Annotated in this window: 17 protein-coding genes; 10 read left to right on the top strand and 7 right to left on the bottom strand. The window is 57.4% G+C overall.

Features of this window, described 5'->3' with window-relative positions; translation table 11 throughout:
• Window positions 1-62 precede the first annotated feature (62 nt).
• The 3 genes from polB (at window position 63) to rluA (ending at window position 6,133) form a co-directional block, all read left to right on the top strand.
• Window positions 63-2,423, top strand: a complete 2,361-nt coding sequence (gene polB, locus IEX01_RS13330; protein ID WP_188724015.1) for a DNA polymerase II — start codon at window positions 63-65, stop codon at window positions 2,421-2,423.
• A gap of 133 nt (window positions 2,424-2,556) precedes the next feature.
• On the top strand, window positions 2,557-5,463 hold the full coding sequence (gene rapA, locus IEX01_RS13325) for an RNA polymerase-associated protein RapA (RefSeq protein WP_024558797.1): 2,907 nt from the start codon (window positions 2,557-2,559) through the stop codon (window positions 5,461-5,463).
• Between the two features lie 13 nt (window positions 5,464-5,476).
• Window positions 5,477-6,133 carry a bifunctional tRNA pseudouridine(32) synthase/23S rRNA pseudouridine(746) synthase RluA gene (rluA, locus tag IEX01_RS13320; protein WP_024558798.1) on the top strand — a complete coding sequence of 219 codons (657 nt, stop codon included), beginning with the start codon at window positions 5,477-5,479 and terminating at the stop codon, window positions 6,131-6,133.
• A 202-nt stretch (window positions 6,134-6,335) separates the two neighbouring features.
• On the opposite strand, the gene djlA is transcribed toward rluA, so the two are convergent.
• The gene (djlA, locus tag IEX01_RS13315; RefSeq protein ID WP_028019949.1) at window positions 6,336-7,154 is read right to left on the bottom strand and encodes a co-chaperone DjlA; all 819 of its coding nucleotides are present in this window, start codon (window positions 7,152-7,154) and stop codon (window positions 6,336-6,338) included.
• Window positions 7,155-7,338: 184 nt separating this feature from the next.
• Between djlA and lptD the strand changes: the two genes are divergently transcribed.
• The 6 genes from lptD to apaH are packed head-to-tail and all read left to right on the top strand — an operon-like array spanning window position 7,339 to window position 14,090.
• Entirely contained in the window at window positions 7,339-9,702 is a 2,364-nt protein-coding gene (gene lptD, locus IEX01_RS13310) for an LPS assembly protein LptD (protein WP_024561587.1), read from the top strand.
• 51 nt (window positions 9,703-9,753) lie between these two features.
• Window positions 9,754-11,040, top strand: coding sequence for a peptidylprolyl isomerase SurA (surA, locus tag IEX01_RS13305; RefSeq protein WP_024558801.1), 1,287 nt, complete (start codon window positions 9,754-9,756; stop codon window positions 11,038-11,040).
• The gene (gene pdxA / locus IEX01_RS13300; RefSeq protein ID WP_188724014.1) at window positions 11,040-12,035 is read left to right on the top strand and encodes a 4-hydroxythreonine-4-phosphate dehydrogenase PdxA; all 996 of its coding nucleotides are present in this window, start codon (window positions 11,040-11,042) and stop codon (window positions 12,033-12,035) included. Before surA ends, pdxA begins: the two co-directional genes overlap by 1 nt.
• The gene (gene rsmA, locus IEX01_RS13295; protein WP_024558803.1) at window positions 12,032-12,853 is read left to right on the top strand and encodes a 16S rRNA (adenine(1518)-N(6)/adenine(1519)-N(6))-dimethyltransferase RsmA; all 822 of its coding nucleotides are present in this window, start codon (window positions 12,032-12,034) and stop codon (window positions 12,851-12,853) included. The genes pdxA and rsmA overlap by 4 nt, the downstream gene beginning before the upstream one ends.
• A 3-nt stretch (window positions 12,854-12,856) precedes the next feature.
• Window positions 12,857-13,234 (top strand): Co2+/Mg2+ efflux facilitator ApaG/CorD, encoded by a 378-nt coding sequence (gene apaG / locus IEX01_RS13290; protein ID WP_024558804.1) that lies wholly within the window; start codon window positions 12,857-12,859, stop codon window positions 13,232-13,234.
• Window positions 13,235-13,238: 4 nt separating this feature from the next.
• Complete coding sequence (apaH, locus tag IEX01_RS13285; protein WP_024558805.1) at window positions 13,239-14,090, top strand: bis(5'-nucleosyl)-tetraphosphatase (symmetrical) ApaH; 852 nt, start codon at window positions 13,239-13,241, stop codon at window positions 14,088-14,090.
• A gap of 75 nt (window positions 14,091-14,165) precedes the next feature.
• On the opposite strand, the gene folA is transcribed toward apaH, so the two are convergent.
• Window positions 14,166-14,645 (bottom strand): type 3 dihydrofolate reductase, encoded by a 480-nt coding sequence (gene folA, locus IEX01_RS13280; protein ID WP_028019948.1) that lies wholly within the window; start codon window positions 14,643-14,645, stop codon window positions 14,166-14,168.
• A gap of 258 nt (window positions 14,646-14,903) precedes the next feature.
• On the opposite strand from folA, the gene IEX01_RS13275 reads away from it, so the two are divergent.
• Window positions 14,904-15,518, top strand: a complete 615-nt coding sequence (locus IEX01_RS13275; protein WP_024558806.1) for a LysE family transporter — start codon at window positions 14,904-14,906, stop codon at window positions 15,516-15,518.
• A 28-nt stretch (window positions 15,519-15,546) separates the two neighbouring features.
• Here IEX01_RS13275 and kefC read toward each other — a convergent pair whose 3' ends face one another.
• The 5 genes from kefC to carA all read right to left on the bottom strand — a co-directional run bounded on the left by kefC (window position 15,547) and on the right by carA (window position 22,836).
• Entirely contained in the window at window positions 15,547-17,409 is a 1,863-nt protein-coding gene (gene kefC / locus IEX01_RS13270) for a glutathione-regulated potassium-efflux system protein KefC (RefSeq protein WP_188724013.1), read from the bottom strand.
• Complete coding sequence (gene kefF / locus IEX01_RS13265; protein WP_024558808.1) at window positions 17,402-17,932, bottom strand: glutathione-regulated potassium-efflux system oxidoreductase KefF; 531 nt, start codon at window positions 17,930-17,932, stop codon at window positions 17,402-17,404. The genes kefC and kefF overlap by 8 nt, the downstream gene beginning before the upstream one ends.
• Before the next feature lie 142 nt (window positions 17,933-18,074).
• A complete protein-coding gene (locus IEX01_RS13260; RefSeq protein ID WP_024558809.1) occupies window positions 18,075-18,305 on the bottom strand; it encodes a YgdI/YgdR family lipoprotein in 231 nt (76 codons plus the stop codon).
• Window positions 18,306-18,445: 140 nt separating this feature from the next.
• Entirely contained in the window at window positions 18,446-21,670 is a 3,225-nt protein-coding gene (carB, locus tag IEX01_RS13255; protein ID WP_188724012.1) for a carbamoyl-phosphate synthase large subunit, read from the bottom strand.
• Window positions 21,671-21,687: 17 nt separating this feature from the next.
• Entirely contained in the window at window positions 21,688-22,836 is a 1,149-nt protein-coding gene (gene carA / locus IEX01_RS13250) for a glutamine-hydrolyzing carbamoyl-phosphate synthase small subunit (RefSeq protein ID WP_024561320.1), read from the bottom strand.
• Between the last annotated feature and the right edge of the window lie 332 nt (window positions 22,837-23,168).

The following is a 23,168-nucleotide window of genomic DNA, read 5'->3' as shown; positions in this document are numbered from 1 at the left end:
CACCAGCAAAATAGCCCAAGCCAGGCTATAATCAGGCCTGGTTTTTTGTGCGGGATAACGGTGTGTCTGAAGCGCGTCAGGGTTTTATATTGACCCGCCACTGGCGGGATAGCACGCAAGGTACGGAAGTGGAATTTTGGCTGGCGACCGACGACGGCCCGCTGAAGGTTCGCCTGCCGCCGCAGGAATCCGTCGCATTTATCCCCGAAGCTCAGCGTGCCCAGGCGCAGCGTCTGCTGGCGAATGAAAGCGATGCGCGCCTTGCACCGCTCGCCCTTAAAGATTTTCATCATCAGCCTGTCTGCGGGCTTTACTGTCGCTCCCACCGCCAGCTGATGCGCCTGGAAAAACTGCTGCGCGAACAGGGCGTTACGCTGTATGAAGCAGATATTCGCCCGCCAGAGCGTTTTTTAATGGAACGCTTCATCACCGCGCCGGTGTGGGTGAGCGGCGAGCCGCAGGGCGCGATGTTAAGCAACGCGCGCCTGAAGCCGAATCCGCACTACCGTCCCCCGCTGAAATGGGTGTCGCTGGATATCGAAACGAACCGCCATGGCGAACTCTACTGCATCGGGCTTGAAGGCTGTGGTCAGCGCGTGGTTTATATGCTGGGTCCGGAAAACGGCGACGCCAGCGCGCTCGACTTTCAGCTTGACTATGTGGCAAGCCGTCCGCAGTTGATTGAGAAACTCAACGCCTGGTTTGCGCAGCATGACCCCGACGTGCTGATAGGCTGGAACGTGGTGCAGTTTGACCTGCGCATGCTGCAAAAACATGCCGAACGTTACGGCGTGCCGCTGCGCCTGGGGCGCGGAAACAGTGAGCTGGAGTGGCGCGAACATGGCTTCAAAAACGGCGTCTTTTTTGCCCAGGCCGCGGGCCGGCTGATTATCGACGGCATCGACGCGCTAAAATCCGCGTTCTGGAATTTCGCCTCTTTCTCGCTGGAATCGGTGTCGCAAGAACTGCTGGGCGAGGGCAAAGCCATCGACGATCCGTGGCACCGTATGGCGGAGATAGACCGCCGTTTCGCCGAAGATAAGCCGGCGCTCGCCACCTATAATCTAAAAGATTGCGAACTGGTGACGCGTATCTTCCATAAAACCGAGCTGATGCCCTTTTTGCTGGAGCGAGCGACGGTAAACGGCCTGCCGGCGGACCGCCACGGCGGCTCCGTCGCCTCTTTCAGCCATCTCTATTTTCCGCGCATGCACCGTGCGGGCTTCGTCGCGCCCAATCTCGGCGACGTGCCGCCGCAGGCAAGCCCTGGCGGTTACGTGATGGATTCCCGTCCCGGCTTGTATGACTCCGTGCTGGTGCTGGATTACAAAAGCCTTTATCCGTCAATTATTCGCACCTTTTTAATAGACCCGGTGGGACTGGTGGAAGGGCTCGCGGAGCCTGATCAGCAGCACAGCATTGAAGGCTTTATCGGCGCGCGGTTCTCACGCGTTAACCACTGCCTGCCGGAGATAGTGACGCAAATCTGGCAGGGACGCGAAGAGGCGAAGCGCCAGGGCAATAAGCCGCTTTCCCAGGCGCTGAAAATTATCATGAACGCCCTGTATGGCGTGCTTGGCACCAGCGCCTGTCGCTTCTTCGACCCGCGTCTCGCCTCCTCAATTACCATGCGCGGCCATGAGATCATGCGCCAGACCCGCGAACTGATTGAAGCGCAAGGGTATGAGGTGATTTATGGCGATACGGATTCCACCTTCGTCTGGCTTAAAACCCCTCATAGCGAAGCGGAGGCCGCGCGCATCGGCCAACAGCTGGTGGAGCATGTCAACGCCTGGTGGCGCGCGCACTTACAGCAAACCCTGGGGCTAACCAGCGCGCTGGAGCTGGAGTTCGAAACGCACTTCTGCCGCTTCCTGATGCCAACCATCCGCGGCGCGGAGCTTGGCAGCAAAAAGCGCTACGCCGGGCTTATTCAGGAAGGCGAAAGCCAGCGCATGGTTTTTAAGGGTTTAGAGACGGTGCGCACCGACTGGACGCCGCTCGCCCAGCAGTTCCAGCAGCATCTTTACCTGCGGGTTTTTCGCAAGGAGCCCTACCAGGATTTTGTGCGCGAGACTATCGCAAAGTTGATGGCCGGCGAGCTTGACGACCAGCTGGTCTATCGCAAACGGCTGCGCAGACCGCTTGCTGAATACCAGCGCAACGTGCCGCCGCACGTGCGCGCCGCAAGGCTTGCGGATGAAGAGAACCTGAAGCTTGGGCGCCCGGCGCAGTACCAAAACCGGGGCACCATTAAATATGTCTGGACCACCAACGGTCCTGAGCCGGTCGATTATCAACGCTCGCCGCTTGACTACGACCACTATCTGGAAAAACAGCTTCAGCCTGTTGCGCAAGGCATTTTACCTTTCCTTGAGGATGACTTTGCTACACTGATGACGGGGCAGTTAGGGCTATTTTGACAGGTGACGAATGCGTTGCCATCCAGTACCATAGCGCCCTTTCCAAAACCGTACCCAATCTCGACCCCCCGCCTCTTCGCAGGCGGGAGTCATACTATTGCCTGCAAATTTGTAACGAGAATAGAGCCGATATATGCCTTTTACACTTGGTCAACGCTGGATCAGCGATACGGAGAGCGAACTGGGACTGGGAACCGTAGTGGCGATTGATGCCCGCATGGTCACCCTGCTTTTCCCGGCTACCGGTGAAAATCGTCTGTATGCCCGAAATGACTCCCCCATCACCCGCGTGATGTTTAACCCGGGCGACACCGTGACCAGCCATGAAGGCTGGCAGTTGAAAGTGGATGAAGTAAAGGAAGAGAACGGCCTTCTGGCCTATATCGGCACTCGTCTGGATACGCAGGAAGCGAACGTGATGCTGCGCGAAGTGCTGCTCGACAGCAAGCTGGTGTTCAGCAAGCCGCAGGATCGCCTGTTCGCCGGCCAGCTTGACCGCATGGATCGCTTCGCCCTGCGCTATCGCGCCCGTAAATACCAGAGCGAACAGTACCGCATGCCGTGGAGCGGCCTGCGCGGCCAGCGCACCAATCTTATTCCTCACCAGCTCAATATCGCCCACGACGTGGGCCGCCGCCATGCGCCGCGCGTGCTGCTGGCGGACGAAGTGGGCCTTGGGAAAACCATCGAAGCGGGCATGATTATTCATCAGCAACTGCTCTCCGGGGCTGCCGAGCGCGTGCTGATCGTGGTGCCGGAAACGCTGCAACACCAGTGGCTGGTAGAGATGCTGCGCCGCTTTAACCTGCGCTTCGCCCTGTTTGACGATGAACGCTACACCGAAGCGCAGCATGAATCGGATAACCCGTTCGATACGGAACAGCTGGTGATCTGCTCGCTCGATTTCGTGCGCCGCAACAAGCAGCGACTGGAGCACCTGTGCGAAGCGCAGTGGGATTTGCTGGTGGTCGACGAAGCGCACCACCTGGTCTGGAGCGAAGGCGCGCCGAGCCGCGAGTATCAGGCAATTGAACAGCTGGCCGAGCAGGTGCCGGGCGTACTGCTGCTGACCGCCACGCCGGAACAGCTGGGCATGGAAAGCCATTTCGCCCGCCTGCGCCTGCTCGACCCGAACCGTTTTCACGACTTTGCGCAGTTTGTCGAAGAGCAGAAAAATTACCGTCCGGTGGCCGACGCCGTGGCGCTGCTGCTCGCCGGCAACAAGCTCAGCAACGAAGAACTCAATACCTTAAGCGATCTGATTGGCGAGCAGGATATCGAACCGCTGCTGCAGACCGCCAACAGCGACCGCGACGGCGCCGAAGATGCGCGCCATGAGCTTATCGATATGCTGATGGACCGCCACGGCACCAGCCGCGTGCTGTTTCGCAACACCCGCAACGGCGTGAAAGGTTTCCCGAAACGCGAGCTGCATACCATCAGACTGCCGCTGCCGACCCAGTACCAGACGGCGATTAAAGTTTCGGGCATTATGGGCGCCCGCAAATCGGTGGAAGATCGCGCCCGCGATATGCTCTACCCGGAGCAAATTTATCAGGAGTTCGAAGGCGACAGCGGCACCTGGTGGAACTTCGATCCGCGCGTGGAATGGCTGATGGGCTACCTTACCAGCCACCGCTCGCAGAAAGTGCTGGTTATCTGCGCAAAAGCGGCCACGGCGTTGCAGCTGGAGCAGGTGCTGCGCGAGCGGGAAGGCATTCGCGCCGCCGTGTTCCATGAAGGCATGTCGATTATCGAGCGCGACCGCGCCGCCGCCTGGTTTGCCGAAGAGGATACCGGCGCGCAGGTGTTGCTCTGCTCGGAAATCGGCTCCGAAGGCCGTAACTTCCAGTTCGCCAGCCAGCTGGTGATGTTCGACCTGCCGTTTAACCCCGATCTGCTGGAGCAGCGCATCGGCCGTCTGGATCGTATCGGCCAGATGCACGATATCCAGATCCATGTGCCTTATCTGGAAAAAACCGCGCAGTCGGTGCTGGTGCGCTGGTATCACGAAGGGCTGGACGCTTTCGAACACACCTGCCCGACCGGCCGCGCGATTTATGACAGTGTTTACGATTCGCTTATCGGCTACCTCGCCGCGCCGGAAGAGACAGAAGGCTTCGACGAGCTCATCAAATCCTGCCGCGAGCAGCATGAAGCGCTGAAGACGCAGCTGGAGCAGGGTCGCGACCGCCTGCTGGAGATCCACTCCAACGGCGGCGAGAAAGCGCAGCGCCTGGCAGAGGAGATCGCCGGCCAGGATAACGACACGAGCCTCGTGAACTTCGCCATGAACCTGTTCGATATTATCGGCATTAACCAGGATGACCGCGGCGAGCATATGATTGTGCTTACCCCTTCCGATCATATGCTGGTGCCTGATTTTCCGGGCCTGCCGGAAGACGGCTGCACCATTACCTTCAACCGTGACGTGGCGCTTTCCCGCGAAGACGCGCAGTTTATTACCTGGGAACATCCGCTGATTCGCAATGGCCTGGATCTTATCCTCTCCGGCGATACGGGCAGCAGCGCGCTTTCGCTGCTGAAGAACAAGGCGCTGCCGGTAGGAACGCTGCTGCTGGAACTGATGTATGTCGTCGAGGCGAAAGCGCCAAAACAACTACAGCTCAATCGCTTCCTGCCGCCGACCCCGGTGCGCATGCTGGTGGATAAAAATGGCACTAACCTGGCTTCGCAGGTGGAGTTTGAAAGCTTCAACCGCCAGCTGAGCGCGGTGAATCGACATACCGGCAGCAAGCTGGTGAACGCGGTGCAGCAGGATGTGCACGCCATTCTGCAACTGGCGGAAGTTCAGGTAGAGAAAGCGGCGCAGGCGCTGATCGCGGCGGCGCGCGAAGAGGCGGATGAGAAACTTTCCTCGGAGCTTTCTCGCCTGGAAGCGTTGCGGGCGGTGAACCCAAACATTCGCGATGATGAGCTGAGCGCCATTGAGACGAATCGCCAGCAGGTGCTGGAGAGCCTCGACGAGGCGAGCTGGCGTCTGGACGCGCTGCGTCTTATTGTCGTAACGCATCAGTAAACGGAGCCGGACGATGCTCGAATCTTACCATCCGCCGCAGGACCCCTGGCTGGTCATCCTTTATCAGGATGACCATATTATGGTGGTCAATAAACCGAGCGGCCTGCTCTCCGTGCCGGGCCGTCTCGAAGAGCACAGAGACAGCGTGATGACGCGCATCCAGCGCGATTTCCCGCAGGCGGAATCCGTGCATCGTCTGGATATGGCGACCAGCGGGGTGATTGTGGTTGCCCTCACCAAAGCGGCGGAGCGGGAGCTTAAACGCCAGTTCCGCGAGCGGGAGCCGAAAAAGCAGTACGTGGCGCGGGTGTGGGGCCATCCCGCGAAGGCCGAAGGGCTGGTGGATTTACCGCTGATTTGCGACTGGCCGAACCGGCCGAAGCAAAAAGTGTGTTATGAAACCGGCAAGGCGGCGCAGACGGAATATGAAGTGCTGGAATACGCGCCGGATAACACTGCGCGCGTATTGCTGAAACCCATTACCGGGCGTTCGCATCAACTGCGCGTGCATATGATGGCGCTTGGTCATCCGATTCTCGGCGATAAGTTCTATGCCACGCCGCAAGCGTTCGCGCAGGCGGACCGCCTGTTATTGCACGCGGAGTCGCTGACCATCACCCATCCCGCCTACGGCTCGTCTATGACCTTCCGCGCCCCTGCGGATTTCTGACGCCGCAACAGTATAAGGTGGGTAGCGCTCTGCTCACCCACCTGACAAAAGCGGCAACCTTTTTTGAAACATCACTGCCGTGAAAGGTCGGCGGCGCTGCGCCTGTTCGGCCTGCAAATACGCCAGTTGATTGCGCCATAATAAAGAGATTGGCCTCCTCTCCTCGTAGAGGAGAGGACGGGGACGGAGCATCAAAGCGCGCTTACTTGACCCCTTTCGCGGCCTTAATGAGATCGTACGCCTTTTGAATTTCCTGCGCTTTTTGCTTGGCCATCTGCATCATTTCAGGCGGCAGCCCTTTTGCGACCAGCTTGTCCGGGTGATGTTCGCTCATCAGCTTGCGGTAGGCGCGCTTAATGGTGGTCATGTCATCCGTGGCCTTCACGCCTAATACGTTGCAGGCATCTTCAAGCGTTGGACCGCGCTGCGCCTGCTGCCAGCCGCCATTCTGCTGCGACTGCTGCTGGTACCCGCCGTTGAACTGCGCGCCGCCCTGCATCATGCGCAGGAACTGGTCGAACTGCACGCGTGAGATGCCCAGCTCTTCTGCGATGACATACAGCACTTCGCGCTCGTTTGGGTGAAGCGTGCCATCGGCAAAAGCCGCCTGAATCTGAATTTCCAGAAACATCCGAATCAGGTCGAAGCGGCCAAAACAGACGCTCCTGAGCTGGCGCATTTTTTCCCGCAGCGGATAGCCGTTTTCTTTACCAACGCGAAAAGCATGCTGCGCCGCGCGGCGCGACTCGCCGTGAAGGTTCATTCGGTCCATCAGCAGCGTGGCGATATGGATATCCGCCTCGGTCACTCGCCCCTTGGATTTAGTCAGATGCCCCATAACCTCAAAGGTAGTGCTGAAAAAGAGCGACTGACGCTCGCGCTGGCTGGCAAACCAGACGGTACGACGACTTTGCGCTTTATCAAACATGTGGCCTATCAGCAAGCCGATGACGGCGCCCCAGAAACCGCCGCCCATCAGCAGCGCTATCGCCACGCCAACCACTTTTCCCCAATACTGCATATACTCCCCAAATCGTCATGCCGTCGGCTAGAATTTGCTTTATCATACCCGTCATTCTAAGCCGTGCCTAACACAGAGGCTCGAAAGCGGGCAGGATTAACACTAGCGCTGTGGTGATGAGTAAGTTAGTCTCTGACCGTTTGCCGGCGCCAAGCCAATGATGACGGAACAACGAATAACACGTATGAAAAAACGTATTCCCACCTTGCTGGCCACGATGATTGGCACAGCCCTCTATAGCCAACAAGGGATGGCTGCCGATCTCGCTTCACAGTGTAAGCTCGGCGTGCCCAGCTATAACCGCCCTCTGGTACAAGGCGAGCCAAACCAGCTACCCGTAACTATCAATGCCGATAGCGCAAAGGGAAACTACCCTGACGACGCGGTATTCAGCGGCAATGTAGATATTCAACAAGGTAACGGTCGGCTTCAGGCTGACGAAGTTCAGTTGCATCAGAAACAGGTAGAAGGCCAGCCGGATCCGGTGCGTACGGTCGACGCCCTGGGTAATGTGCACTATGACGACAATCAGGTCATCCTGAAAGGTCCGAAAGCCTGGTCGAATCTCAACACCAAAGACACTAACGTCTGGGAAGGCGACTACCAGATGGTAGGGCGTCAGGGCCGCGGCACCGCCGACCTCATGAAACAGCGAGGCGAAAACCGTTACACCATACTCGAAAACGGTACGTTTACCTCCTGTCTGCCGGGTTCCGACACCTGGAGCGTTGTGGGCAGCGAAGTTATTCACGATCGTGAAGAGCAGGTCGCGGAAATCTGGAACGCCCGCTTCAAGCTGGGCCCGGTTCCGGTCTTTTACAGCCCTTATCTGCAACTGCCCATAGGCGATAAACGCCGCTCCGGTTTCCTTATTCCGAATGCGAAATACGGTACCAACAATGGGTTCGAGTTCACTCTTCCCTACTACTGGAATATCGCGCCTAACTTCGATGCGACGATTACGCCGCATTACATTGAAAAGCGCGGCAACGTCCAGTGGCAGAACGAGTTTCGTTATCTGACGCAGGCGGGCGTTGGCCTGATGGAGTTTGATTACCTGCCTTCCGATGATGTCTACCGGGACGATACCACTCGCACCGATGATAACGAGCACCGCTGGCTGTTCTATTGGCAGCATGCGGGCGTGCTGGATCAGGTATGGCGCTTCAACGTTGACTATACCAAGGTCAGCGACGATCGCTATTTCAATGATTTTACTACTAAATACGGCTCAAGCACCGACGGCTACGCGACACAATTCTTCAGCGTGGGCTATGCGGTGGAAAATTTCGATGCCCGCCTCTCGGCGCGTGATTTTCAGGTATTTAACAATATCGGCAACACCTACCGCTCGTTGCCGCAGCTTGACGTTAACTTCTACCAGAATGACGTAGGGCCTTTCGATACGCGTCTTTATGCGCAGGCGGTGAAGTTTACCAACGTAAACGAAAACTACCCGGAAGCGACACGTCTGCATCTGGAACCGACCATCAACCTGCCGCTCTCCAATGACTGGGGCAGCATTAACACCGAAGCCAAGCTGATGGCGACGCATTATCAGCAGGATAATCTGGAGCGCTATCGTAACTATCTGGGTGGTAATAACGCGGCGGCCAACAACCTGGAAGATTCTGTCAATCGCGTCCTCCCGCAGTTTAAAGTTGACGGTAAGATGGTCTTTGAACGTGATTTCAGTTCGCTTGCTGAAGGTTATACGCAAACGCTGGAGCCGCGCGCGCAGTACCTTTACATCCCTTATCGTGACCAGAGCACCATCAATAACTACGACTCTTCGCTGCTGCAGTCGGACTATTCCGGCCTGTTCCGCGACCGCACCTACGGCGGCCTGGACCGCATCGCTTCCGCCAACCAGGTAACGACCGGCGTCACATCCCGCGTTTATGACGATAAGTCCGTTGAACGTTTTAACGTTTCTGTTGGTCAAATCTACTATTTCACCGAGTCCCGTACCGGTGATGACAACATTAACTGGGAGAAAGACAAAGAGACCGGCTCGATGGTATGGGCGGGAGATACTTACTGGCGCATCAGCGACCGGTGGGGCTTGCGCGGCGGCGTACAGTATGACGCGCGGCTTAACAACGTGGCGACGGGCAACGGCGTAATTGAATATCGCCGCGATGAAGACCGGTTGCTGCAGTTGAACTACCGTTACGCCAGCCCGGAGTATATCCAGGCGACGCTGCCTTCCTACTCTACTGTTGAGCAATATAAAGAGGGCATTAACCAGGTAGGCGTAACCGCGAGTTGGCCTGTTGTCGATCGCTGGTCTGTGGTTGGAGCCTATTACTATGACACCAACGCCAGCAAACCAGCCGACCAGATGCTGGGCGTGCAATATAACTCCTGCTGCTATGCCATCCGTGTCGGTTATGAGCGGAAGATTAACGGTTGGGAAAAAGATCAGAGCAAGTATGACGAAGTGTTCGGCTTCAACATCGAGCTGCGCGGCCTGAGCTCCAACTATGGTCTCGGCACGCATCAGATGCTGCGCTCCAACATTTTGCCGTACCAAAGCTCGCTGTAATGCACTGAATTAAACGTAATCCGCTTTGCGGTTAATCGAAATGGAAAAGGTATGAAGAACTGGAAAACGCTGCTTCTTGGTATCACTTTGGTAGTGAATACCAGCTTCGCTGCGCCGCAGGTTGTCGATAAAGTTGCAGCCGTCGTGAATAACGGCGTAGTGCTGGAAAGTGACGTTGATGGCCTGATGCAGTCAGTAAAGCTCAATGCAAACCAGGCGGGGCAGCAGCTTCCTGATGACAGCACGTTGCGTCATCAGATCCTGGAGCGTCTGATCATGGATCAGATAATGTTGCAGATGGGCCAGAAGATGGGCGTCAAGATAACTGACGAACAGCTTGATCAGGCTATCGCGAATATCGCAAAGCAAAACAATATGTCTTTGGATCAGATGCGCAGCCGTCTGGCCTACGAAGGGGTGAACTACAGCACCTATCGCAACCAGATCCGCAAAGAAATGCTTATTTCTGAAGTGCGTAATAACGAAGTGCGCCGTCGCGTAACGATCCTGCCGCAGGAAGTGGAAACGCTGGCGAAGCAGGTTGGCAACCAGAATGATGCCAGCACTGAACTGAACCTGAGCCACATCCTGATTCCACTGCCGGAAAACCCGACTTCTGCGCAGGTAGATGAAGCAGAAACGCAGGCGCGTTCTATTGTCGATGAAGCGCGCAACGGCGGTGATTTCGGCAAGCTGGCTATTACCTATTCCGCAGACCAACAGGCGCTGAAAGGCGGCCAGATGGGCTGGGGACGTATTCAGGAACTGCCTTCTCTCTTCGCTCAGGCATTAAGCACAGCGAAAAAAGGCGATATCGTCGGCCCGATCCGTTCCGGCGTCGGTTTCCATATCCTGAAAGTCAACGACATGCGCGGTCAGTCGCAAAGCATTTCCGTCACGGAAGTTCATGCGCGCCATATTCTTCTGAAGCCTTCGCCGATCATGACCGATCAGCAGGCGCGCCTGAAGCTTGAAGAGATCGCGGCGGATATCAAGAGCGGTAAAACCTCTTTTGCTGATGCTGCGAAAGCCTTCTCGCAGGATCCAGGTTCGGCTAACCAGGGCGGCGACCTGGGCTGGGCTTCTCCGGAAGTTTACGATCCGGCCTTCCGCGATGCGCTGACCCGTCTGCAGCGCGGCCAGTTAAGCGCTCCGGTGCACTCTTCTTTCGGCTGGCATTTGATTGAGCTGATGGATACGCGCAACGTGGATAAAACCGACGCCGCGCAGAAAGAGCGCGCTTATCGCATGCTGTTTAACCGTAAATTCTCTGAAGAAGCGGCAACCTGGATGCAGGAACAGCGCGCCAGCGCCTATGTCAAAATTCTGAGTAACTAATGGCAAACACCCCTCGTGTGACCCTCACTCCCGGCGAACCCGCCGGGATTGGTCCCGACCTGGTCATCGCGCTGGCGCAACGCGACTGGCCCGCTGAACTGGTCGTCTGCGCCTCTCCTGAATTGCTCGCCGAACGCGCTACGCTTCTTGGTCTGCCGCTAACGCTCCTTCCCTATACGCCTGATGCGCCTGCCGCTGCGCAACGTGCGGGTACGTTGACCGTCCTGCCCGTCGCCCTGCGGGAGCCAGTTACTCCGGGTGTCCTGGATGTTCGCAATAGCGACTACGTAGTAGAGACGCTGGCGCGCGCCTGTGACGGCTGTCTGAACGGCGAATTCGACGCGCTCATCACGGGCCCCGTGCATAAAGGCATTATTAATGATGCGGGCATCCCGTTTATCGGCCACACGGAGTTTTTTGAAGCACGTTCGCACAGCGAAAAAGTCGTGATGATGCTGGCGACCGAAGAGCTGCGCGTCGCGCTGGCTACCACTCATCTGCCGCTTAAAGCGATTGCGGAAGCGATTACGCCGGAGCTGCTGCGTCATATCATCACCACGCTGTATCACGATCTGCAGAGCAAATTCGGCATTGCGCAGCCGCATGTGCTGGTCTGCGGCCTGAACCCGCACGCAGGCGAAGGCGGTCATATGGGCACCGAGGAGATAGACACGATTATCCCTGTGCTGGAAGAGATGCGCGCACGCGGCATGAACCTCACCGGCCCGCTCCCTGCCGATACGCTGTTCCAGCCGAAATACCTCGACCACGCCGATGCAGTACTGGCGATGTACCACGATCAAGGGCTGCCCGTGCTAAAATACCAGGGCTTTGGCCGCGCGGTTAATATCACGCTTGGTCTGCCCTTTATTCGCACCTCGGTCGACCACGGCACTGCGCTGGAACTCGCAGGCCAGGGCACCGCCAGTGTCGGCAGTTTTATTACGGCGCTTAACCTCGCCATCCAGATGATTTTAAACAGTAAGAACGAATGAATAATCGAGTCCATCAGGGCCATTTAGCCCGCAAACGCTTCGGGCAAAACTTTCTTAACGACCAGTTCGTTATCGACAGCATCGTCTCCGCCATCAATCCGCAGAAAGGCCAGGCGATGGTGGAAATCGGCCCCGGTCTCGGCGCGCTGACCGAGCCGGTAGGCGAACGGCTGGACAAGCTCACGGTCATTGAGCTGGACCGCGACCTCGCCGCCCGTCTGCAAACGCACCCTTTCCTTGCGCCTAAGCTGACCATTTATCAGCAGGATGCGATGACCATGAACTTCAGCGAGCTCTCTGCCACGCTTGGCCAGCCGCTGCGCGTATTCGGCAATCTGCCGTACAACATCTCCACGCCGCTGATGTTTCATCTGTTTAGCTATACTGATTCGATTGCCGACATGCATTTCATGTTGCAAAAAGAGGTGGTAAATCGACTGGTTGCAGGGCCGAACAGTAAAGCGTATGGTCGTTTAAGCGTTATGGCGCAATACTACTGTCAGATAATCCCTGTGCTGGAAGTGCCGCCGACAGCGTTCGCGCCGCCGCCGAAAGTGGATTCCGCTGTGGTTCGCCTGGTGCCGCACGCACAGTTGCCGCACCCGGTAAAAGATCTGCGTTTGCTGAGCCGCCTGACGACAGAGGCGTTCAACCAGCGCCGTAAAACGATCCGCAACAGCCTCGGCAACCTCTTTAGCCCGGAAGTGCTGACGGAGCTCGGGATAGACCCGGCCCTGCGTGCAGAAAACATTTCTGTGGCGCAATATTGTCAGATGGCTAATTATTTAGCCGACAATCCTCCCTCGAAGGAGAGCTAAGCCATGCTAGATTCGCCCCGTGTCTGCGTTCAGGTGCAAAGCGTTTATATCGAATCGCAATCCTCGCCGGATGAAGAGCGTTTCGTTTTTGCCTATACCGTTACTATCCGCAACCTGGGGCGAACTCCCGTTCAGTTGCTGAGCCGTTACTGGCTTATCACTAACGGCAACGGACGCGAAACGGAAGTTCAGGGTGAAGGCGTTGTCGGTGAACAGCCGCTTATCGCCCCGGGCGGCGAATACCAGTACACCAGCGGCGCGGTGATAGAAACGCCGTTCGGCACGATGGAAGGCCATTATGAAATGGTCGATGAACAAGGCAGCCGCTTTCGCATCGCCATCCCGGTTTTCCGGTTGGCCTTACCAACACTCATTCATTAATACGATGTCAACATACCTGATTGGCGACGTTCACGGTTGCTACGATGAACTGGTCGCCCTGCTAAAGCATGTCGAATTTACTCCCGGCAAGGATACGCTGTGGCTGACCGGCGACCTGGTGGCGCGCGGACCGGGTTCGCTCGAAGTGCTGCGCTATGTCCGCTCGCTTGGCGACGCGGTGCGCGTGGTGCTGGGCAACCATGATCTCCATCTGTTAGCGGTTTACGCGGGCATCAGCCGTAATAAGCCGAAAGACAGAATTACCCCGCTGCTGGAAGCGCCCGACGCCGATGAGCTGATCAACTGGCTGCGCCGCCAGCCGCTGCTGCAGGTCGATGAAGAGAAAAAACTGGTGATGGCCCATGCCGGCATCACGCCGCAGTGGGATCTGCAGACCGCCATGGGCTGCGCCCGCGATGTGGAAGCGGTGCTTGCAAGCGACAGCTATCCGCTGTTTCTTGACGCCATGTATGGCGACATGCCAAACAACTGGTCTTCAGAACTGACCGGCCTTGCGCGCCTGCGCTTTATCACTAACGCGCTGACCCGGATGCGCTACTGCTTCCCGAATGGCCAGCTTGATATGTTCTGTAAAGACACGCCGGAAAACGCCCCCGCGCCGCTGAAGCCGTGGTTCGCTATTCCGGGTCCGGTTTCGCAGAACTATTCCATTGTCTTCGGCCACTGGGCGTCGCTTGAAGGCAAAGGCACGCCGGAAAATGTCTACGGGCTGGATACGGGATGCTGCTGGGGAGGCACGCTGACCTGCCTGCGCTGGGAAGACAAAGCGTTCTTCGCTCAGCCGTCGAATCGCCAGCTCGATCTGGATGAAGGCGAAACCGCAGTAGCGTCGTAATAAGCGTCGGCGCCCTCTGGCGAGGGCGGCCGAATGAGAGGCGTCGGGTAACGTTATACCCGCAAGCGGCGCCGCTTATCGGCGCTCCAGAATCTCAAAGCAGTAGCTGTGCGAGTTCTGCTCATCAGCGTCATGAAACTCACTGAAAACTGACTGCCATTCGTCCGGTTCATAATCCGGAAAATGGGTGTCTCCTTCCACTTCTGCATCAATATGCGTGAGATAAAGACGCTGCGCTTTCGGCAGGAATTGCTCATAAACGCGACCGCCGCCGATCACCATGATCTCTTCCGCATCGCCGCAGGCCTTCAGCGCTTCTTCCACCGAGCTCACCCACACCACGCGATCGTCATCGCCTGCTTTGCTGCTAAGCACAATATTTTTACGGCCCGGCAACGGACGGCCAATTGATTCCCAGGTAAGACGGCCCATGATGACCGGTTTATTCAGGGTCGTGCGCTTGAACCAGGCGAGATCGGCCGGCAAATTCCACGGCATGGCGTTCTCCATGCCAATAACGCGATCCACAGCTAACGCTGCAATCAGACTGATCATTGATTGATTCCCAGATGGTAAAAAAATTGTCGCCACTATACGTAAAGCGCATTCCTTAGTCGACTAACGCAACGCAGGGGATCGGTAAAATTTTTGGTTCTGCCAGCTTACCCACAACGTTCGCTGGACAGAGGACCATCCACTTAACGCCCTGGCTCAACATCGTGACCAAACGCGACGATCTCAGGCGGCCTCAGCGATCATTTTGACAACGTTTTGCGCTATAGTTCTGCCCACGTTTTACGATGAGGTTTGCGCATGCTTGAAACCACTTTGTTTGTGGCGACCATCGCCGCGCTGGGAATGCTCTCCCCCGGCCCCGATTTTTTTCTGGTGATTAAAAACGCAGCCCGCTATCGTCGCGCCGCCGCACTCACCACCGCAGCGGGCGTCATTTTCGGGGTGATAACACACATGACTTATTGCGTGGCAGGCATCGCCGTCGTGATAACCACCACGCCCTGGTTGTTTGGATTGCTGAAATACGCGGGCGCCGCCTATCTCATCTGGCTCGGCGTACAGGCGCTGCTTGCGCGAGGCGGGAGCAAGCTTGCGGTGAGCGATGTCGCCCGTGAAGAGGTGTCGCTGAGGAAAGCCTTTTTACAGGGCTACCTGTGCAACCTGCTTAATCCGAAAGCCACGCTTTTCTTCCTGGCGATGTTTACTCAGGTGTTAAACGTGAATTCGGGCCTCGGTGAGAAACTCTGGTATGCGGGCATTATCGTCGGCCTGACGGTCGTGTGGTGGCCACTGCTGGTGGTGCTGATTCAGAGCGAGCCGGTGCGTCGCGGGTTGACCAAAGCGCAGAAAATTATCGATAAACTGCTCGGCGGCATGCTGCTGGCGCTGGGCATTAAAGTCGCGCTGAGCTAAAAAAACGCCCCTTTCGGGGCGTTTCTTATCACGCTTGCGGTTTCACTTCCGGTTCGTCCGCCTCGTTGCCGGTATGTTTGCCTTCCTGCGTTCCCTGCCAGCCGTGGCGTTGCACCACCGAAAGATGCGCCCGGTCTTCGCTGATTATTTCGGTCAGCATCGCGCTGGTGCGACGGAACGTCGCGGCGCGAGCGGCGGTATCGTTATCGCCATCCGCCATCTCTTCCACCATCTGCTGGTTATAGTGGCGGAACACATCGGCACGCTCGCGCGCTTCATACGGCCCAAGCCCTAACCCTTCCAGCGCCAGTCGTCCCACTTTTAAAGCGCCTTCGAAGGTTTCACGCTCAGGCTGCTCCACGCCCGCCTGACGCAGCCGAATGTAATGATCGACATCGCGAGCGCGGGCGATGATGCGCACCTGCGGGAAATGCGCCTGCACCAGCTCGGTAAGCTGCAGGTTAGTTTGCGGATCGTCTATTGCGTTGATTAGCACCTCGGCTTTCGCCACCCCCGCTGATTCCAGCAAATCCACCCGCGTGGCATCACCGTAAAAGACCTTCATGCCGAACTTGCGCAGGGTTTCGATGTGGTCCGGGTCGTGATCGAGCACCACCATTTTTACGCCGCTTGAAAGCAACAGACGGCCGGCGATCTGCCCGAAGCGGCCGAAGCCTGCGATAATAACCCGCGGCTGCTCTTCGTCGATTTCATCCGCCTCGCGCGCCTGCGCCGGCGCCGCTTTCTCAAGACGCGTCAGCAACACCAGCAGCACTGGCGTTGCCGCCATGGAAAGCGCCACCGCGAGAGTGAGCGATTTCGCCCATTCCGGGTCAAGCACCTGCGCCATCTGCGCCGCGCCGAAAATCACAAAAGCGAATTCGCTCCCCTGCCCCAGCAATACAGCGAACCAGCGGCGCTGTTTGCCAGGCACCTTCAGCGGCTTCGCCACCAGCCACAGCGTTACGGTCTTGATGGCAAGAAACCCGACCAGCAGAATAATCACCCGCAGCGGGTTCGCCACCAGCGTGCCAAAATCGATGGACATGCCAACGCCGATAAAAAAGAGACCGAGCAGCAACCCCTTAAACGGTTCGATATCGCTTTCCAGCGCATGGCGATATTCGGAGCTTGCCAGCAGCACGCCAGCGAGAAACGCCCCCATCGCCATGGAAAGCCCGGCTTCTTCCAGCAGCAAACCGAAGCCAAACACTAAAAACAGCGCGACGGCGCTGAACACTTCGCGCAGCCCGGAGCGCGCCACGAAGCGCAGCGCCGGACGCGCAACGTAGCGGCCAAGCAGCACGACTATCGCCAGCGCAGCGATCACTTTCAGCGCGGAAAGCGTGAAAGCGCCGAGCGTGGTCGCCGCGCCGCTGGCGGCCAGCAGCGGGATCATCGCCACCAGCGGAATCGCGGCGATATCCTGAAACAGCAGCACCGCAAAGGCGCTGCGGCCCATTTGCGACACCGTCAGGTTGCGCTCATTCATTGCCTGCATCGCTATCGCCGTAGAGGAGAGCGCGAGCGTCAGGCCAATTAACGCGGCCACCTGCCAGCGCAGACCCAACGTCATACAGAACAGGCCCAGCAACAAGCCGCAGGCGATCATCTGCAACGCCCCGCCGCCGAATACCGACGCGCGCAGCGTCCAGAGGCGACGCGGGTCCAGCTCCAGTCCGATGACAAAGAGCATCAGCACCACGCCAATCTCGGCGAAGTGCAGGATGGACTGCGCATCGGTGACAAGCCGCAAGCCCCACGGGCCGATAATGCAACCTGCAATCAGGTAGCCGAGCACCGAACCCAATCCCAGCCGTACCGCCAGCGGCACGATCAGCGCCGCTGAGCCAAGGTAAATAAGAGCCTGAATCAGAGTATGACTATCCACGGCGCCCCTCCTGCCATTCCATCAACCGTTGTTTATAGTGACGCGCCTGGCCTTCCAGCGTTTCATCGTCGCAGACAAAAGCGCCATGCAGCGTAAAAGGCGGCAACCATTTTAGCCCGCAGTAGATTGCGGTAGCCTGCAGCGGTTGGGCCAGCACGTCGAAACCCGGATGATCGCCAAGGTCAAAATGGTGCGCGTCGCCGCCGGTAGTAACCGCCCAGAGCACGCTTTTGCCATGCAACGCCGTGCCGCCGTGACCATAGGCCCAGCCGTGAGTCAGCACTTTATCTATCCAGAGTTTAAATAGCGGCGGCACGCTGTACCACTGCATAGGATGCTGCCAGATGATTAACTCCGCCCGGCTTAGCGCTTCCTGTTCGGCGAGAATATCGATATTGAAATCAGGATAGAGCTGGTAGAGCGAGCGAACTTCCACATCCGGCAAATTGCTGATTTGCTCAAGCATATGGCGGTTGGCATGGGAGTGTCGCGGGTAGGGATGTGCATAAATAATCAAAATCATGGAGTCGCCTGTCTTGCGGACGCGGTTAATCCTCAGAGTGTAGACGGATTGACGTTTCGCTTACAGAGACAATATGCAGGGCTTTTAGGAAAGAAGAGGAAGCAGTGGCAGATGCCACTGCTATTGCGGCAAAGCGAAAGGATCAGTTATCCAGCTCGTTCATCGACTTAACCTGATCGCGATTAATCTGCTCGGTTTTACCGGTTTCCGCGTTTTCATAGGATACCAGCCCGGTATCGTTATCTACCTGCGGTTTGCCATCGGTCACTATGGTGTGACCGTCAGTGGTTTTTACCGCCTGGTTAGAGGAGCAGCCGCCCATCAGCAGCGCCGCAGCGGTAAAAGAGGAAGCGAGAAGTAATTGCGTTCGCATGGTTATCTCCCTGCGTCTTTGTTGGTTTCATTTCAAAGCCTAGCTCAGATGGCTAACAGGGCGCACAGAAACGGAACATTCCTGAAAAGTAAAAAGCCAGCCTCATCATGAGGCTGGCTTTTGGCTAAGCGGTGTAGAAGTTACTTCGCAATCTGCGCGTGCATCTCCTGCACTGACGTGACTTTTTCGGTCGCGTCGGCATTCAGCGCCATCGCAGTGGCGAAGCCGCCGTTCAGCGTGGTGTCGTAATGCACCTTGTACTGCAGCGCGCTGCGGCGAATCAGCTTGGAGTCTTCAATCGCCTGACGGCCTGCGGTGGTGTTGATGATGTAGGTGTATTCGCCATTCTTGATGCGGTCCTGAATGTGCGGACGGCCTTCATGCACCTTGTTCACCAGACGCGGATTAATGCCCGCTTCGCCCAGCACAATCGCCGTGCCATGGGTGGCGTCCAGCTCAAAGCCGTATTTCAACAGCTTGGCGGCCAGATCCACCACGCGTTCTTTGTCGCCTTCGCGTACGGAGAGCAAAGCGCGGCCCTTCTTCTTCATGGTGGAGTTGCTGCCAAGTTGCGCTTTCGCGAACGCTTCCGCGAAGGTGCGCCCTACGCCCATCACCTCGCCGGTGGAGCGCATTTCCGGCCCCAGCAGCGGGTCGACGCCCGGGAACTTGTTGAACGGCAGCACCACCTCTTTCACCGAGTAGTACGGCGGGATGATCTCTTTGGTGTGGCCCTGCTCCACCAGCGTTTTGCCGGTCATGACGCGCGCGGCGACTTTTGCCAGCGCCACGCCGGTCGCTTTAGAAACGAACGGCACGGTACGCGCGGCGCGTGGGTTCACTTCAATCAGATAAACTTCGTTATCTTTCACCGCGAACTGCACGTTCATCAGGCCGCGTACCTGCAGTTCCATCGCCAGTTTCTGCACCTGCTGGCGCATCACATCCTGAATTTCCTGGCTCAGCGTGTAAGCCGGCAGTGAACACGCGGAGTCGCCTGAGTGCACGCCCGCCTGCTCGATGTGCTCCATGATGCCGCCAATCAGCACGGTTTCGCCGTCGCAGATAGCATCCACGTCGACTTCCACCGCATCGTCCAGGAAGCGGTCAAGCAGTACTGGCGCGTCGTTAGAAACGCTGACCGCCGTCATGAAGTAGCGACGGAGATCCGCCTCGTCATAGACGATTTCCATCGCGCGTCCACCCAGTACATAGGAAGGGCGTACCACCAGCGGGTAGCCAATCTGCACCGCTTTCTCGACGGCCTGCTCAATGGTGGTTACCGTGGCGTTAGCTGGCTGCTTGAGCTTCAGGCGTTCAACCGCCTGCTGGAAGCGCTCGCGGTCTTCGGCGCGGTCGATGGCGTCCGGGCTGGTGCCGATAATCGGCACGCCTGCGGCTTCAAGCTGGCGCGCCAGCTTCAGCGGCGTCTGGCCGCCGTACTGCACGATAACCCCTTTCGGCTTCTCGATGCGGACGATTTCCAGCACATCTTCCAGCGTAACCGGCTCGAAGTAGAGACGGTCGGAGGTGTCATAGTCGGTCGAAACGGTTTCCGGGTTGCAGTTCACCATGATGGTTTCATAGCCATCTTCGCGCAGCGCCAGCGACGCGTGTACGCAGCAGTAGTCGAACTCAATGCCCTGGCCGATACGGTTCGGCCCGCCGCCCAGCACCATGATCTTGTCGCGATCCTGGTTCGGATTCGCCTCGCACTCTTCTTCATAAGTGGAGTACATATAAGCGGTGTCAGTGGCGAACTCCGCCGCGCAGGTATCCACGCGCTTGTAGACCGGATGCAGGTTGTACTGCTCGCGCAGCTTGCGGATTTCCGTTTCGCGAACGCCAGCGAGCTTCGCCAGCCGCGCATCGGCAAAACCGTTGCGCTTGAGCGCGCGCAAGAAATCGGCGTCCAGGCCGGTAATGCCCACTTCCGCCACTTTCTCTTCCAGACGCACCAGCTCTTCAATCTGCACCAGGAACCAGCGGTCGATATTGGTCAGGTTGAAAACGCCGTCGACGGACAGCCCGGCGCGGAAGGCGTCGGCGATGTACCAGATACGCTCGGCGCCCGCGTCTTTCAGCTCACGGCGGATTTTGGTCAGCGCTTCCGGGTCATCCAGGCTCACTTTCGGGTCGAAGCCGGTTGCGCCCACTTCCAGGCCGCGCAGCGCTTTCTGCATCGATTCCTGCTGGGTGCGGCCAATCGCCATCACCTCGCCCACCGATTTCATCTGGGTGGTCAGGCGGTCGTTCGCGCCGGCGAATTTCTCAAAGTTGAAGCGAGGAATTTTGGTAACGACGTAGTCGATAGAGGGTTCGAACGACGCCGGGGTACGGCCGCCGGTAATGTCGTTCATCAGCTCGTCGAGGGTGTACCCCACCGCAAGCTTCGCCGCCACTTTGGCAATCGGGAAGCCGGTGGCTTTAGACGCCAGCGCAGAGGAGCGCGATACGCGGGGGTTCATCTCGATAACAATCAGACGGCCATTTTTCGGGTTAACCGCAAACTGCACGTTGGAACCGCCGGTTTCGACGCCGATTTCACGCAGTACCGCCATCGAGGCGTTACGCATGATCTGGTATTCCTTGTCGGTCAGCGTCTGGGCTGGCGCCACGGTGATGGAGTCGCCGGTGTGAATACCCATGGCGTCGAAGTTTTCAATGGAGCAAACGATGATGCAGTTGTCGTTCTTATCGCGCACCACTTCCATTTCGTACTCTTTCCAGCCGATAAGCGACTCGTCAATCAGCAGCTCTTTAGTTGGGGAGAGGTCGAGTCCGCGCGCGCAGATCTCTTCAAACTCTTCGCGGTTGTAAGCGATGCCGCCGCCGGTGCCGCCCATGGTGAAAGAAGGACGGATAATGCACGGGTAACCGACGTCTGCCGCGACCGCCAGCGCTTCTTCCATGGTGTGGGCGATACCGGAGCGCGCGGTCTCAAGACCGATTTTTTTCATCGCCACGTCAAAGCGACGACGGTCTTCGGCTTTATCAATCGCATCGGCGGTGGCGCCAATCATGGTGACGCCAAACTCTTCCAGCACGCCCTGGCGCTCCAGCTCCAGCGCGCAGTTCAGCGCCGTCTGGCCGCCCATGGTCGGCAGCACTGCGTCCGGGCGCTCTTTTTCGATAATTTTGCGCACCACTTCCCAGTGAATCGGCTCGATGTAGGTGGCATCCGCCATTTCCGGGTCGGTCATAATGGTCGCCGGGTTGGAGTTCACCAGAATAACGCGGTAGCCCTCTTCACGCAGCGCTTTACACGCCTGGGCGCCGGAGTAGTCGAATTCGCACGCCTGGCCGATAACAATCGGGCCTGCGCCAAGAATCAGGATGCTTTTAATGTCTGTACGTTTTGGCATGTTTCATTTTCTCCTGATTATTTGGCGGTCTTACGGTATTGCATAATTAAGTCAATGAAATGGTCAAACAGCGGCGCGGCGTCGTGCGGGCCCGGGCTCGCCTCCGGGTGTCCCTGGAAGCTGAAGGCGGGTTTGTCGGTGCGGTGAATCCCCTGCAGCGTGCCGTCGAACAGCGATTTATGCGTGACGCGCAGGTTGGCTGGCAGCGTCGCTTCATCTACTGCAAAACCGTGGTTCTGCGCAGTAATCATTACGCGGTTGTTCTCCACGTCTTTCACCGGGTGGTTGCCGCCGTGGTGGCCGAACTTCATCTTCACCGTTTTCGCGCCGCTCGCCAGCGCCAGCAGCTGGTGACCCAGGCAGATGCCGAACACCGGCAGGTCGGTTTGCAGGAATTTGTCGATCGCGTCGATGGCGTAGTCGCACGGCGCCGGGTCGCCGGGGCCGTTTGAGAGGAACACGCCGTCCGGATTCATTTTCAGCACCTCTTCCGCCGGGGTTTTCGCCGGCACCACGGTCAGGCGGCAGCCGCGGTCTACCAGCATACGCAGAATGTTGCGCTTCACGCCGTAGTCGTAAGCCACCACGTGGTAAGGCAGCTCTTCGTCTTTCTTCGCTTCCGGCAGCTCGCCTGAAAGCGTCCAGCTTCCCTGTGTCCAGCTGTAAGGCTCAGCGGTGCTGACCTCTTTCGCCAGGTCCATGCCGTTCAGCCCCGGGAATCCCTTCGCTTTTTCCAGCGCCAGACGCGCGTCCAGATTGTCGCCCGCAATGATGCAGCCGTTCTGCGCGCCTTTCTCACGCAGCAGGCGGGTCAGTTTACGGGTGTCGATGTCGGCAATCGCCACGATGTTATGGCGCTTCAGGTAAGAAGAGAGATCCTCGGTGTTGCGATAGTTGCTGGCAATCAGCGGCAGATCGCGAATGATGAGGCCTTGCGCGTGCACCTGGGAGGATTCTTCATCGGCTTCGTTAGTACCGACATTACCAATATGGGGATAAGTAAGAGTGACAATCTGGCGGGAGTAGGAAGGATCAGTGAGGATTTCTTGATAACCGGTCATTGAAGTATTGAAAACGACTTCCCCAACCGCCGAACCTGATGCCCCAATGGCCCGACCGTAAAATTGGGTCCCGTCTTCCAGAACCAACAGCGCTGACTTAATCAAAACGTCCTCCAGGGAATAAACAGTCAATTTATTTGCATATTAATTCAAACAGCAGGGATGAATCAATTGCAAAACAGCCTGCCTGACGAATTTTTGGCAAACGGCGGCATTCTAGAGAGAACACAGGGCAAAGTCTACTCTGCAGGTGATTTTTTCTGATATTTTTAGCTCACTGACAGTGAATACGCTTAAATGCAGCTAAAAAGAGAGTAAAACTCAGTGACGAAACCGTTTCGTTGACAACGAAAACCGAAAACAAAACGTCAGGAAGGAAAAAAGTGGACCATTTGGTCAAAATTTACAGTATGGCAACATAAAAACTAAAGAAGACC

The organism is Franconibacter daqui (assembly GCF_014644275.1).
GTDB classification, from domain to species: domain Bacteria; phylum Pseudomonadota; class Gammaproteobacteria; order Enterobacterales; family Enterobacteriaceae; genus Franconibacter; species Franconibacter pulveris.
The sequence above is the reverse complement of the archived record's forward strand: the minus strand, read 5'-3'. Positions and strand labels throughout refer to the sequence as shown.